A 14,028-nucleotide genomic window follows, 5' to 3' on the forward strand; every position below is an offset into this window, starting at 1 on the left:
AGCTACATCTTCCATTTTCCATCATTTAATGATCATATTATCAATCAACCTGGTAGAGCCTACTTTTGCGGCAACCAGGGCAACCAGGTTATTTTCATCTTTTGATTTGGCTGGTTCGAGGGTGCTGCCATTGGCAATGGTAAAATAGTCGAGTTCAACGCCATCAATATCATGGTAAAACGCTTTGGCCTTATTTTCCAATTCGGTTAATGTGTATTCATTAAAATGATCGACAACGAACTGTAGTGATTTACTCAGTACCAGGGAATGTTTACGGTCATCGGCAGATAAGTGGATATTGCGGCTGCTCATGGCCAAACCATCGTCTTCCCTAATAATCGGGCAGGTGATAATCGAGATGGGCAGTTTAAAATAAGCCAGCATATTTTTGATCATCAACACCTGTTGAAAATCCTTCTGACCAAACATGGCTACATTAGGCTCAACGGCATCAAACAGTTTTTTTACAATCTGTGTTACGCCTTGATAATGACCTTTCCTAAATTCGCCTTCCAGTAAAAACTCGGCATTGCCCAAATCAATATGCCAGGCCTCATCTGCACCAGTGGGGTACATCTCCTCTACGTTTGGCATAAATACAGCATTACAGCCTGCGTCAGCCAGCATAGCCAGGTCGTGCTCAATCGGGCGCGGATATTTTTCTAAATCTTTGGGGTCTGTAAACTGTGTGGGGTTCACAAAAATGCTGCAGATAATGATATCGGCATTTTGTTGCGCCAGTTTTATCAAAGATATATGGCCATTGTGCAGAGCACCCATAGTAGGTACCAATGCTATTTTTTTAGCTGATGCTTTTAAAGGTTTTAAAAAAGCTTTAAGCGCTGCTTTGGTTTTAAATATTTCCAATTTGGACAATCTAAATTAAAGCCGTAAAGGTGTAAATTAATCTAAACGAAACCAAACAAATGCTTGCTATATTGATAAATAGTATTATTATGCTTACCTTTGCAGCTCATTATCTTTTATTTAACTTAATATTTTCTTAGAATATGGAGATGGCAAAAACGAAGCTGCTGATTGTTACACACGAGATGTCGCCTTTCCTCGAGCTTACTAAAATTTCTGAAATCACGCGCCAATTACCGCAGGCCATGCAAGAGAAAGGATTCGAAATCCGCATCTTAATGCCAAAATTCGGTAATATCAACGAAAGAAGAAATCGTTTACACGAAGTAATCCGCTTATCGGGAATGAACATCATTATTGATGACAATGATAACCCTTTAATCATTAAAGTAGCCTCCATCCCAGCTGCACGCATGCAAGTTTATTTCTTAGACAACGAAGAGTATTTCCAACGCAAACAGGTATTTAGAGATGCCAGCGGAAAATTTTTCGACGACAATGATGAACGCACAATTTTCTTCTGCAAAGGTGCATTAGAAACGGTTAAAAAATTAGGCTGGGCGCCAGATATCGTTCACTGCCATGGCTGGATGAGCGCCTTGGTTCCTGCTTACATTAAAACAACTTATAAAAACGATCCTACTTTTAAAAATTCAAAAGTGGTTTATTCTATTTATGAGGATGGCTTTACAGAAAAATTAAATGCTGATTTCGCAAAGAAAGCAGTGATGGCAAACATGACGGAAGATGACACTAAAGCATTCTTGCCATCTGATTGCGACAGCATGCACATTGGTGCAATAACACACTCAGACGCAGTAGTTTTAGCAGATGAAAACCTGAATAAAGATGTGTTAAAATTTGTTAAAGATTCCAATAAGCCAACATTAGCTTTTAACTTAACCGAGAATTTTGAAAACTTCTATACTTTTTATGAAGAAATTTCAAACGACGAATTGGTTTCAGTTGCTTAATTAGGTATTATTATTTTAAATATGAAATTTACAAAACAAGACTTATTAACCCTGTTGATAGGTCTTTTTCTTTTTGCATCATGTAAAAACCCCGATGGTGTTGGTTTAGATGTTGATCCAAGTACTGCAATTACAGGAACCCTGGTCGTATCTGATGTAAAATCTCAACTCGTTCCAGAAACACCGGCAGTTACTTCCGAATTAAGCCGTTATCCATTAGGATATATGACTGATCCAGTTTTTGGAAAAACGGAAGCTGGCCTGGCCATGACGGTTTATCCGGTGAGTACAAGTTACGATTTTGGAACAACTCCAGTACTCGATTCGGCAGTTTTAGTTTTAAAATTTGATGAATCCAGTACCGCAACCAAGTTTTACGGCGATACCACCAATTCTAAATACAGTATCGATGTTTTTCAGCTTACAAACAAGGTTGAGAATTATAAAAGCTCAGATGTACAGGCGATTAATAATACTGTGTTAGGGAATTTTACCGGTAAAATAGCCCCAAATACCAAAGCAAAAGTATTTGATATCGTTACCGGCAAACCAGATACTTTAAAGACGGTACCTGCACAGATCAGAATTCCGTTAAACACAGCGTTTATACAGAGTAATATTTTAAACCTGGGTACCGCAGGAACAGCTACAAATGCAAAGTTTATCGAGGCATTTAAAGGTTTGTATGCGAAAGTAAATAAAACATCATCAACTGGTGTTGGGGGCATTGGCTTCTTTAATTTTACGGGTACCGACTCCTACTTACAATTGGTTTGGAAGAAAACAAACTCATCAAGCGGAAAAGATACGGCAACAGTAAACTTCCCATTAGGTGTTATAAATTCAAACAGTAAAATTATCGGCATAGCAGCAAACATTAAACACGATTATACCGGTACACCTGTGGAAACGCAAATTTCTGCTCCTGCAGCTTCATACGATGTAACCTATTTACAAGGTCTGGCCGGTGTAAAAACCAAGCTTACCTTTCCTCAGTTGTTAAATTTCACAAGCACATATGGAAAAGTAATTGTGAACAAGGCCGAATTGGTGGTAGAGCTAGGCGGTAGTGCACCTGCCTACCCTTTTAATGCCGCACAAAGACTTTCTTTATACCGTTGGGATATTGCTCATCAACCAGGCAGCATTCCTGATTATACTACTTTTACCGGCAGTACAGGCGGAGACGCACTCTTTGGGGGTTATTTTGACGCACTAAAAAACCGGTACATTTTTACGGTAACCAGTTATGTTCAGGGAATAATTGATAAAACCATAGAAGATTATGGTACATTCCTTGCGCCAACATCATATACTGATTTTCAGGTTATCCCTACTGCAACTTCTGCGGAAAGAGTAATCATCGGAGCCAGCAGCTCAACTACAAACAAGTTGAAACTGAATATCTATTATACCAAGATTAATTAATCATATTATTTCTTTTAAAAACTCCTGTTTCAAAGAACAGGAGTTTTTTTTTGCCCATAATGAAGGAGAAATTAAAAATTCATTCAAAATTCATCCAAGTCAAACGTTTGTTTAGTATGTTTACAGAATCAAAATTTACTCAAACTTATGTGTGGAATAGTAGGCTATATTGGCTACAGAGAAGCTTGGCCGATTGTATTAAAAGGTCTTAAAAGATTAGAATATCGTGGTTATGACAGTGCCGGAATTGCACTGATGAATAACAGTGGGCAACATATTTATAAAAAAGCGGGCAAAGTAGCGGTTCTCGAAGAATTTGCCGAAGATCAGGACAAATCTGGTACAATCGGTATGGGGCATACCCGTTGGGCTACCCACGGTGTCCCGTCTGACCGGAATTCTCATCCACATAGGTCGAATAACGATAAACTTTCCATTATACACAATGGGATTATCGAAAACTATGCTACGTTAAAAGAAGAGTTAACCCGCCGTGGGCATGAGTTTAAAAGTGATACAGACACGGAGGTTTTAATTCACCTGATTGAAGAAATCCAAAAAATTGAAAATATAGATTTATTGGAAGCCGTTCGTTTGGCGCTGATGGAAGTAATTGGTGCGTATGCAATTGTGATTATGGATAAAGACCATCCGGATCGTTTAATTGCGGCCCGAAAAGGTAGCCCGATGGTTATTGGCGTTGGTAAAGGAGAATATTTTATCGCCTCTGATGCAACACCAATTATTGAGTATACCAAAAATGTAATTTACCTCAACGATAATGAAATTGCGTTGATCACCAAAGATGATCTTTTGGTTAAACGTTTGGATAATGTGATTCAAACGCCATTGATTCAAGAGTTACAGTTGCAGTTAGAAATGCTGGAAAAAGGCGGTTTTGAGCATTTTATGCTCAAAGAGATCTATGAGCAGCCGCGTTCTATTAAAGATTGTATGCGTGGCCGGATCTATCCCGAAGAAGGCAAGGTTCAACTTGGTGGGATTAAAGAATTTGCAGAAAAATTAAAAAATATAGATCGGATTATCATTGTTGCCTGTGGAACATCCTGGCACGCAGGCCTGGTTGGCGAATACCTGATCGAAGAGTATGCCCGCATCCCTGTTGAGGTTGAATATGCCTCTGAATTCAGGTACAGAAATCCAATTATTACCGAAAAGGATGTGGTGATCGCCATTTCGCAATCTGGAGAAACTGCAGATACGATGGCAGCCATAGAAATGGCGAAAGAACGGGGTGCCACCATTTTTGGCATCTGTAACGTTGCAGGCGCATCTATACCGAGATTAACACATGCAGGGGTTTATACCCATGCAGGCCCTGAAATCGGGGTAGCATCAACCAAAGCCTTCACTGCACAGGTAACGGTATTGACTTTGATGGCTTTTTATATGGCCCAACAAAAGGGGACCATCACCACTTCGAAATTAATCGAGCTTTTAACAGAGCTGGATAATATTCCGGAAAAGATCCAGGTTGCTTTAGCATCTAACGACCTGATTAAGGAAGTTGCTGAAAAAATAAAAGATTCTACCAACTGTTTGTTTTTAGGTAGAGGTAGCGGTTTTCCCGTGGCACTGGAAGGCGCTTTAAAGCTCAAGGAGATCTCTTATATCCATGCAGAAGGTTATCCTGCCGCAGAGATGAAACACGGCCCTATCGCATTAATCGACGAAGAAATGCCTGTGGTTTTCATTGCTACACAAAACTCATCATACGAAAAGGTGATCAGTAACATACAGGAGGTAAAAGCTAGAAAGGGGAAAGTAATTGCCATTGTAACGCAGGGCGATACGGAGGTTAAAAAAATGGCAGATTACTGTATCGAAATTCCCGACGCGAATGAAGCATTCTTACCACTTTTGGCTACCATACCACTTCAATTATTGTCCTACCATATCGCGGTAATGAGGGGCTGTAATGTAGATCAGCCCAGAAACCTGGCTAAATCAGTAACAGTTGAATAATTTAACGCATAAAAAAAGCTACCTCTCATCAGGTAGCTTTTTTTATCATATCATCTCGCCTGTTAAAAAGGAAGATCTCCGCTTTCATCAGATGAACCGATGGTAAACTCGTCTTCAATTTTAGATTCAGAACTTTGATGTGTAGGTGCAGTTGGGCTCTGTTCAAAATCACTTTTTCTGCCCAGCATGGTAAAATTTTCGGCAACAATCTCGGTTACATACTTTTTAACTTTTTCTTTGTCTTCAAAGGATCTCGTTCTCAGCTTCCCCTCTATATAAACCAGCTTACCTTTTTGTAAATACTTGGAAGCTACTTCGGCCAAGCCACGCCATAACACAATATTATGCCACTCTGTTTGCTCTACTCTCTTACCGTCTTTGTTGTATGTTTCCGATGTAGCTAATGGAAAACTGGCTACTGTTACGCCACCGTCTAAATGTCGCACCTCAGGGTCTTTGCCTAAGTGGCCTACTAAAATAACTTTGTTAATCCCAGACATAAATATTTTTGGTTAGTTGTTTCGTTGTGTAAATATGCACCGCTTAGATGGTTAGTTACTCCATTTTAGGCTTATAAAAGTATTCCTCTATAAAATCGTGGATCACTTTTGGCTGCGGTAACTCATCTAACTCATTTAAAGAAACCCAATTAAGTTCCTTTTGTTTACTAAAGTTAAATATATAATTTTTTAATACAAAAAATTGCAAATGGATTATTTGGTGCGTTAATAAGTGCTTTTTGCTGCTGACAAATTCAACATCCACATCTTTTCCGAAAGCACTTTTTATCTGATCAATAAATACCGGGTGATGCAATTCGTAGCCTTCAGCGGTTTCCAAACTCGGAAAATCGTAAAGATGCTGCCATATATCACCCGCCTGCCTTTCTCTAATGAGCAGCCTTTCATCATCATAACAAATGAAATAATTGATATATCTGTGCTTTTGCGCCGCCTTTTTAATTTTAACCGGAAGGGAGTTTACCAAATCATGATTAAAGGCATAACAGTTTTGGCTGAGTGGGCAAATACTACAATTGGGCGATTTCGGTTTACATTGTATGGCACCAAACTCCATAATGGCCTGATTATATAGTGCAGGGTCTTTCAGGTAAAGCAGTTCGTTTGCCAAACGGTAAAACACATTTTTACCTGCCGGGGAATTGATTGCCGTATCTATACCATAATACCGGGAAAGTACCCTGAAAACATTTCCATCCACAACAGCCCGGGCCTCTCCGGAAGAAAAAGATGAGATTGCAGCGGCCGTATATTCGCCAATTCCTTTCAACTTGATCAGTTCATCATGCAGATTTGGGAAGATTCCATGGTAATCCTTCACTACAATCTGCGCAGTGGCATGCATATTCCTTCCTCTGGAGTAATATCCCAATCCTTGCCAAAGCTTTAAAACTTTCGCTTCAGTGGCATTGGCAAAATCAGTAACGGTTGGAAAATTCGCTAAAAATTTATTAAAGTACGGAAGACCTTGTTCTACTCTCGTTTGTTGTAATATAACCTCTGATAACCAGATGGTATAAGCATCATTGGTGTGCCTCCAGGGCAGATCTCTCTTGTTTATCAGGTACCAATTGATGAGTTCATTTTGAAATGTCATTACTGCAAATTACGGTCTATTTATCCGATTAAAAAAAAACTTGCAATTGGCTGATAAGTCTGGAGATAAAAAAATCATCTTTTATTTCCCTATCTCATTAAAAAGCAATACTTTTGCAACCCCAAAACAGTAGTAATATTAAAACACAATATATAATAAATAATAAAATATGACTAAGGCAGATATTATTTCAGAAATATCAACAAAAACCGGAATTGAGAAGGTTGATGTACAGGAAACAGTTGAGGCATTTTTCAAGGTTATCAAAACCAGCATGATTGGCGGTGAAAATGTATACGTTAGAGGCTTCGGAAGCTTTGTTGTTAAAAAGAGAGCGCAAAAAACTGCGAGAAATATCTCAAAAAATACTGCAATAATTATCCCTGAGCATTTTGTTCCAAGCTTTAAACCAGCAAAGGTATTTGTTGACAAAGTGAAAAGCAATTCAAAAAAAATTAACGTAGAAGCCTAAGTCTTACCGATATGAATAGCAACATCAGATCAAAACAAACCATTATTATTGGAGCGATTGTATTGCTTGTTGCATTTTTATTTACCAGAGACATTAAAGGTTTAGTAAAACCAACGGAAGAAAATGGCAAAATGCCTGCCAGTGGCCAAGTGGCCGAAGCAGCTTCTTCCTCAACTTCGTCGGCACTAAACATCGAAACTTCATCTACGGCTGCAAAAAATGTAATCAATAAAAATTTGGCTACAGATATCACAGCTTTAGAAAATACTTACAAAAATGCAAACGGTGCCGAAAAGATTGAGCTTGCAAAGCAACTGGCCCAGAAATGGGACGATGTAGAGCAAATCACTCCATCTGCACTTTATTTAGAAGTTGTTGCACAGGCCGAGCCGTCATCAAAATCATGGTTGGCCTCTGGTAATCAATTTATAAAAGCTTTTGAAAGTACACAAGATAGTATCGCGCAGCCTGCATTATTGCAGAAAGCCAATACATCTTACAAAAACGCATTAGAGAAAGACTCTACAAACATTGAAGCTAAAACAGGCTTAGGTGTAACGATAGTAAATGGCCTGGGTGCACCAATGCAAGGTATTGCAATGTTGCTGGAGGTGGTGGCTAAAGAACCTAAAAATGTAAAGGCGAATATGAATTTAGGATTGTTCTCCATAAAGTCAGGTCAGTTCGACAAAGCAATTCCCCGTTTTAACACGGTAATTGCAAGCGCTCCAACCCCTGAAGCCTATTTTTATTTAGGAACAGCTTTAGAAAATTTAGGCAGAAATAAAGAAGCAGTAAGTGCTTATTTATCAAGCAAAAAATTAGCGGCTAACCCAACCTTGTCTTCGTTCATTGATAAGAAGGTGGCTGAACTAAAGAATAAAAATTAATTAACAGATTAATAAAAACATTTAAAACTTAAAACTATGCCAAGCGGTAAAAAAAGAAAGAGACATAAAATGGCTACGCACAAACGTAAAAAACGTTTAAGAAAAAACAGACATAAGAAAAAATAGTTTCTTATTTTGATAAAGCTAATTAAACCTTATAGTAAAACACTATGAGGTTTAAACCATTTATATGATTTTTAATTATATAGGTTTAAGCTATATCAATGTTTTTTATTTACTATCCATTTGTTAAATAGGCGAAAGCCTTAAATCTGTAGCTGTTGGTAAAAGAATTAATTATCAATTCGACTCCTGCCGGAGTTACCATAGCATTGATTGAAGACAAACAACTTGTTGAGCTTCACAAAGAACAAATCAATAATAACTACGCCGTAGGCGATATTTATTTAGGCCGCATTAAAAAAATTATGCCCGGCTTGAATGCTGCTTTCGTGGATGTTGGTTATGAAAAAGATGCATTTTTGCATTATTTTGATTTGGGCCCTCAGGTGCAATCTTTAATTAAGCTAACGAAGATCAAGCGTAATGGCTCGGTTACAGGCACATTATTAGATAATTTAAAGCTAGAAGCCGATATTAATAAGGCAGGCAAAATTTCTGATGTGCTTAGTAAAAACATGCTCCTACCTGTACAAATTGCTAAAGAGCCAATTTCTACAAAAGGACCACGTTTAAGTTCCGACATTTCGATTGCCGGCAGGTATGTGGTACTGGTGCCATTCTCCAATACCATATCTGTATCAAAAAAAATAAAAAGCAATACCGAACGTAATCGTTTAAAAAAGATTATCGAAAGTATTAAACCCCAAAATTTTGGGGTAATTATCAGAACTGTTTCTGAAGGCAGAGGGGTTGCCGAAATGCAAAAAGATCTTTTAGATTTAATTGCTAAATGGGAAAACTTCATTAAAAAAATGCCTTCTACCGAACCTTCAAAAAGAGTTTGGGGAGAAATGGACAGATCATCAACGTTAATCCGTGATATTCTGAACCCTGATTTTACAAACGTTTACGTAAGTACACCAGAGCTGTACGATGATATCCGTTCTTATGTACACGATATTTCTCCAGAAATGGAAAAGATCGTTAAACTGTACAAACAGAAAGAACCCATCTTCGATCACTTCGGGATAGAAAAGCAGATTAAAAATGCTTTCGGAAAAACAGTAAACTTACCAGGTGGTGCTTACCTTGTTGTAGAGCACACTGAAGCACTTCACGTAATAGATGTGAATAGTGGAAACCGCACTGCCAGTAAAGAAAACCAGGAGGAAAATGCTTTACAGGTAAACAAAGAGGCGGCTAAAGAAATTGCCCGTCAATTGCGCTTACGCGATATGGGCGGTATTGTGGTAATCGATTTTATCGATATGCATAAACCAACAAACCGTAAAATGCTATTCGATTATTTGCGTGAGCTGATGTTATTGGATAGAGCCAAACACACCATTTTGCCTCCGAGCAAATTTGGTTTGGTACAAATTACCCGGCAACGTGTTCGTCCGGAAATGAATATTGTTACGGTTGAAAAATGTCCGGCCTGCGATGGGACTGGAACCATTAAAGCGAGTATTGTTTTAATGGATGATATTGAGAACAACCTTAATTATATTTTAAGAGAGCAGAATGAAAAAGGCGTTACACTTTGTGTACACCCATACATTGAAGCTTATATTACAAAAGGTATTTTCAACCTTCAACGCCGCTGGTTCTTTAAATACGGCCAATGGATTAAAGTGAAGGCACAATCATCGTATTATTTAAACGAGTTTCACTTCATCTCGGCAAAAGACGAAGAGATTAAATTATAACTCAAAAACACATTGAACGGAAAGCCTGGATTTAAATACCCAGGCTTTCTTGTTTTAGCAAAACCGAAAGGTTAACCTAAGTAATTTAAACCTGACAGCAGCGGAAATACTTTTTGTTGTAGCAACGCTAATATTGTCATGCTGTGGCACAAAGCGTCTGTTTCATAGCTGCAGATGTCTGTTGCCTCCCAAAAAGATAGAAGCGAATGGCAGGGCTTTCGGAACCGAAATGCACAGAAACCTGCTTTCCAAAAAATAACAATTGTATTGTTTAAACATCATCTTTTTTCTGAGAAAAGCAAATACAGAAGCTATTGGGTTACATCAGCCCCCACCTAAATAATTTCAAGCCCCTCAAGTTTTAGAAACCTGCGGTGTTTTTCAGCGGGAAAGGTTAAATTCGTAATCTAAATTTTAATCAATTGGCAAAATCAAAAAGTGCATTTTTCTGTCAGAGCTGTGGCTACGAGTCGGCAAAGTGGCTGGGCAAATGCCCATCATGCAACCAATGGAATACTTTCGTAGAAGAAATTGTAGAAAAAAGTTCTGCATCTGTCCCAACCTGGAAAAGCGATACATCGACCCGTAAATTAAGCAAACCAAGTAAGGTTGATGAAATACAGTCGTCAACAGAACGGAGAATATTAACCGGCGACAAAGAACTTGACCGTGTTTTAGGTGGGGGTTTGGTAGAAGGATCGCTTGTATTAATCGGAGGAGAACCCGGTATCGGAAAATCAACATTGATGTTGCAACTCGCCTTAAATTTGAAGGGCAAAAAACTACTTTATATTTCCGGAGAAGAAAGCGAACAGCAGATTAAAATGCGGGCGGAAAGAATCCAGGAAAGTCCATCGTCTAACTGTTACATTTTAACGGAAACATCCACACAGAATATTTTCAAACAGATCGAAATTTTAGAACCAGAGATTTTGGTTGTTGATTCTATCCAAACCCTTCATTCTGCGCATATCGATTCAACGCCAGGGAGCGTATCGCAAGTGAGAGAATGTACGGCCGAATTATTGCGTTTTGCAAAAGAAACTGGGGTACCTGTTTTTCTCATCGGTCATATTACCAAAGACGGCGCTATTGCAGGCCCGAAAATATTGGAACACATGGTGGATACCGTTTTGCAGTTTGAAGGCGACAGGCATCATGTTTACCGGATACTGAGATCGATTAAAAACCGTTTCGGTGCAGCAGCAGAACTGGGTATTTACGAAATGCAGGGAAGTGGTTTAAGAGAGGTTTCCAACCCTTCGGAGATCTTACTGTCACAACGTGATGAGGAACTCAGTGGAATTGCCATTGCTGCCACTTTAGAAGGCGCCAGGCCAATGTTAATCGAAACACAAGCCTTGGTAAGTCCTGCTGCCTATGGCACACCACAACGATCGGCCACGGGCTTTGATACCAAGAGGATGAATATGCTCTTAGCTGTTTTAGAAAAACGTTGTGGTTTTAGATTAAGTACGCAAGATGTTTTCTTGAATATTGCTGGAGGAATAAGGGTAGAAGACCCCGCAATTGATTTGGCGGTTCTAATTGCCATCATTTCATCACATCAGGATATTGCTGTTTCTTCCAAGAACTGCTTTGCCGCAGAGGTTGGCTTATCAGGAGAAATAAGAGCGGTAAACAGAATTGAACAACGGATTGCGGAAGCTGATAAGTTGGGCTTTGAAACCATTTATATTTCTAAATACAATATGAAAGGTGTTACAACAGAAAAATATAATCTTGAAATTAAAGCCGTAAGTAAAATAGAAGATGTTTTTAGCCTTGTTTTCGGTTAGCAGCCAATTGTGGAAACAGATCAGCAACATTTTCCCCATATGGAAGAAAAAATTCCACAGTCTCACAATTCACAGCGTATTGCCACGTTCGCTAAATAAAATTAAACCGCTATAAATCAATCAATTAAATAAAAAATACTGCAAAAATAATACTTTTGGTTTAAGCTTTGCCTAATGATTACTGTCTGGGTCACGACATGGGATCTTTACGAAAAATGGGATGATTTTCCTCGCTGGCTTTCACCAGCGAGGATTTTTTTTTGCAGCTCACTCTTTAGAAAAATTTTAAATAACTTTGAGTTAAGATAATAACCAGAACAATTATAAATTAATAAGGATGAAAAAGATCATTTTGAGTATAAGTTTTTGCCTGTTTGTGGCATTCGCCTTCGCACAAACAGCTTATACCGGCCAAAAATTTGGAGAGGAAGTTAAGCCAGGAGATGTAAAACCTGCAGCAAAAATGGAAGCTGCTATGGGCGACAAAAAAACGGTCGATATGAAAATTGAAGGCAAGGTGCTGGATGTATGTAAGAAAAAAGGCTGCTGGATGACATTAGCAATGCCAAATGGCGATCCGATGCGGGTAACCTTTAAAGATTATGCTTTCTTTATGCCAATGGATATCGTAGGCAAAAAGGTAGTTTTAGATGGCTTAGCAAAGAAACAGACCATCTCAGTAGAAACTTTACGCCACTATGCCGAAGACGCAAAAAAAACTCCTGAAGAAATAGCAAAAATTACCGACCCTAAAAAAGAGCTGGCATTTGAAGCAAAGGGTGTTGTGATTTTAGATAAATAATTAACATTCTGGTCGTCGCCCTGATCCGATAACAACCGATTTATTTCAGGGTCTTTATAGCAAGAAAAATGCTGAAATGAATTCAGCATGACGAAACTAAAAAAAGACTCAAAAAATAACCCCGATACATCTGCTGTACCGGGGTTTCTTATTTTATATCTGTTTTCTATTACAAAACCCAGTTCCAGCCAAATTCGTCAGGAGCTAAACCATAACGGATATCGTTTAATTTTTTAGCGATGCCGTTAGAGATATGTCTTGTTGATGGATCGGTTAATTTATAAATCTGACCATTATAGCCCATTTCGCCAACATGTGTAACCGTAGCAGCAGTTCCTGCAGCAAAAGCTTCGGTTAAACTCCCGTTTTCGATTCCTTCAATCACTTCTTTAACAGAAACCCTGCGTTCTTCTACTTCAACACCAGCATCTTTTGCCAGTTTGATAATGGTATCACGCGTTACGCCATCCAAAACCGTACTACGTACAGATGGGGTAACCAGTTTACCATTGATAACAAAAAGTAAATTTGCTGTTCCGGCTTCTTCAATAAATTCGTGTGTTACCGAATCCGTCCAGATCAATTGATCGTAACCTTCTTTTTTGGCTTGTTCGAAAGGATATAACGAACGGGCATAATTTCCGGCAGTTTTGGCAAAACCAACACCCCCTTCATCCGCACGTGTAAATTCAGTTTCGATTTTAACTTTTAAAGCGCTACTGTAATATGGGCCGGTTGGTGTAGTTAACAGGGCAAATTTGTAGGTATCGGACGCCTTAACTCCCAAATAAGGATCCATGGCAAACATTACCGGGCGGATATATAAAGCATAATCTTCCTGGTTAGGCACCCATTTCTCATCCACATTAATCAATGTAGCCAAGCCTTGCATAAAAACTTCTTCAGGAATGGTTGGCATCGACATCCTGGCGGCTGATTTGTTAAAACGTTCGAAATTTTTGTCAGCGCGGAAAACGCTGATCCTCCCATCCGGAAGACGATAAGCTTTTAGTCCCTCAAAAATCGCCTGCCCATAATGAAGTGCAGAAATTGCCGGGCTCATCAGAATTGGGCCATAAGGAAGAATCTGTAAATTTTTCCATTCGCCATCTTCGAAATCGGCAGTAAACATGTGATCGGTAAAAACCTTACCGAACGGTAATTGCGAAAAATCAGTAACAGTCAAACGTGTTTGATCTGCTTTAGTGATTTTTATATCCAATGTCTCGGTCATACTTTTATATTTTTGAATGAGTGATTTTTGAATGAGCGAATGGTTTGCATGAAGCAAATTCAATCATTACATCATTCTCTAATTCAATCATTATTTATTTTGCGCAAATTAGTAAAAAACGGGCTTT

General features: G+C 38.7%; 12 protein-coding genes. 8 read left to right on the top strand and 4 right to left on the bottom strand.

The window, feature by feature from the left end:
* Positions 1 to 21: 21 nt before the first annotated feature.
* Positions 22 to 867 (bottom strand): pantoate--beta-alanine ligase, encoded by an 846-nt coding sequence (panC, locus tag AC04Q1_RS17695; RefSeq protein WP_478365901.1) that lies wholly within the window; start codon positions 865 to 867, stop codon positions 22 to 24.
* Positions 868 to 1,016: 149 nt separating this feature from the next.
* On the opposite strand from panC, the gene AC04Q1_RS17700 reads away from it, so the two are divergent.
* The 3 genes from AC04Q1_RS17700 (at position 1,017) to glmS (ending at position 5,255) form a co-directional block, all read left to right on the top strand.
* Positions 1,017 to 1,841, top strand: coding sequence for a glycogen/starch synthase (locus AC04Q1_RS17700; protein ID WP_478365902.1), 825 nt, complete (start codon positions 1,017 to 1,019; stop codon positions 1,839 to 1,841).
* Between the two features lie 21 nt (positions 1,842 to 1,862).
* On the top strand, positions 1,863 to 3,269 hold the full coding sequence (locus AC04Q1_RS17705; protein ID WP_478365903.1) for a DUF4270 domain-containing protein: 1,407 nt from the start codon (positions 1,863 to 1,865) through the stop codon (positions 3,267 to 3,269).
* Between the two features lie 147 nt (positions 3,270 to 3,416).
* Positions 3,417 to 5,255, top strand: a complete 1,839-nt coding sequence (glmS, locus tag AC04Q1_RS17710; protein ID WP_478365904.1) for a glutamine--fructose-6-phosphate transaminase (isomerizing) — start codon at positions 3,417 to 3,419, stop codon at positions 5,253 to 5,255.
* A 62-nt stretch (positions 5,256 to 5,317) separates the two neighbouring features.
* Here glmS and AC04Q1_RS17715 read toward each other — a convergent pair whose 3' ends face one another.
* Both AC04Q1_RS17715 and mutY read right to left on the bottom strand, forming a co-directional pair.
* Positions 5,318 to 5,755, bottom strand: a complete 438-nt coding sequence (locus AC04Q1_RS17715; RefSeq protein WP_478365905.1) for a single-stranded DNA-binding protein — start codon at positions 5,753 to 5,755, stop codon at positions 5,318 to 5,320.
* Between the two features lie 55 nt (positions 5,756 to 5,810).
* Entirely contained in the window at positions 5,811 to 6,872 is a 1,062-nt protein-coding gene (mutY, locus tag AC04Q1_RS17720) for an A/G-specific adenine glycosylase (RefSeq protein ID WP_478365906.1), read from the bottom strand.
* 169 nt (positions 6,873 to 7,041) lie between these two features.
* Here mutY and AC04Q1_RS17725 point away from each other — a divergent pair, with 169 nt between their 5' ends.
* The 5 genes from AC04Q1_RS17725 (at position 7,042) to AC04Q1_RS17745 (ending at position 12,667) form a co-directional block, all read left to right on the top strand.
* Complete coding sequence (locus tag AC04Q1_RS17725) at positions 7,042 to 7,344, top strand: HU family DNA-binding protein (protein ID WP_025143406.1); 303 nt, start codon at positions 7,042 to 7,044, stop codon at positions 7,342 to 7,344.
* 11 nt (positions 7,345 to 7,355) lie between these two features.
* Positions 7,356 to 8,234 (top strand): tetratricopeptide repeat protein, encoded by an 879-nt coding sequence (locus AC04Q1_RS17730; RefSeq protein WP_478365907.1) that lies wholly within the window; start codon positions 7,356 to 7,358, stop codon positions 8,232 to 8,234.
* A 281-nt stretch (positions 8,235 to 8,515) separates the two neighbouring features.
* The gene (locus AC04Q1_RS17735) at positions 8,516 to 10,066 is read left to right on the top strand and encodes an Rne/Rng family ribonuclease (RefSeq protein WP_478365908.1); all 1,551 of its coding nucleotides are present in this window, start codon (positions 8,516 to 8,518) and stop codon (positions 10,064 to 10,066) included.
* 422 nt (positions 10,067 to 10,488) lie between these two features.
* Positions 10,489 to 11,865 carry a DNA repair protein RadA gene (gene radA, locus AC04Q1_RS17740; RefSeq protein WP_478365909.1) on the top strand — a complete coding sequence of 459 codons (1,377 nt, stop codon included), beginning with the start codon at positions 10,489 to 10,491 and terminating at the stop codon, positions 11,863 to 11,865.
* A gap of 337 nt (positions 11,866 to 12,202) precedes the next feature.
* Entirely contained in the window at positions 12,203 to 12,667 is a 465-nt protein-coding gene (locus AC04Q1_RS17745) for a DUF4920 domain-containing protein (protein WP_478365910.1), read from the top strand.
* Between the two features lie 169 nt (positions 12,668 to 12,836).
* Here the strand turns inward: AC04Q1_RS17745 and AC04Q1_RS17750 are convergent, their stop codons facing one another.
* Positions 12,837 to 13,901, bottom strand: a complete 1,065-nt coding sequence (locus AC04Q1_RS17750) for a branched-chain amino acid aminotransferase (RefSeq protein WP_478365911.1) — start codon at positions 13,899 to 13,901, stop codon at positions 12,837 to 12,839.
* Positions 13,902 to 14,028 lie beyond the last annotated feature (127 nt).

This window comes from Pedobacter humicola (assembly GCF_056490705.1).

Excerpts from the sequence above, each read along its gene's own strand:
- AC04Q1_RS17700 (WP_478365902.1), top strand. The coding sequence starts at position 1,017 with ATGGCAAAAACGAAGCTGCTGATTGTTACACACGAGATGTCGCCTTTC.
- AC04Q1_RS17705 (WP_478365903.1), top strand. The coding sequence starts at position 1,863 with ATGAAATTTACAAAACAAGACTTATTAACCCTGTTGATAGGTCTTTTT.
- glmS (WP_478365904.1), top strand. The coding sequence starts at position 3,417 with ATGTGTGGAATAGTAGGCTATATTGGCTACAGAGAAGCTTGGCCGATT.
- AC04Q1_RS17715 (WP_478365905.1), bottom strand. The coding sequence starts at position 5,755 with ATGTCTGGGATTAACAAAGTTATTTTAGTAGGCCACTTAGGCAAAGAC.
- mutY (WP_478365906.1), bottom strand. The coding sequence starts at position 6,872 with ATGACATTTCAAAATGAACTCATCAATTGGTACCTGATAAACAAGAGA.
- AC04Q1_RS17725 (WP_025143406.1), top strand. The coding sequence starts at position 7,042 with ATGACTAAGGCAGATATTATTTCAGAAATATCAACAAAAACCGGAATT.
- AC04Q1_RS17730 (WP_478365907.1), top strand. The coding sequence starts at position 7,356 with ATGAATAGCAACATCAGATCAAAACAAACCATTATTATTGGAGCGATT.
- AC04Q1_RS17745 (WP_478365910.1), top strand. The coding sequence starts at position 12,203 with ATGAAAAAGATCATTTTGAGTATAAGTTTTTGCCTGTTTGTGGCATTC.
- AC04Q1_RS17750 (WP_478365911.1), bottom strand. The coding sequence starts at position 13,901 with ATGACCGAGACATTGGATATAAAAATCACTAAAGCAGATCAAACACGT.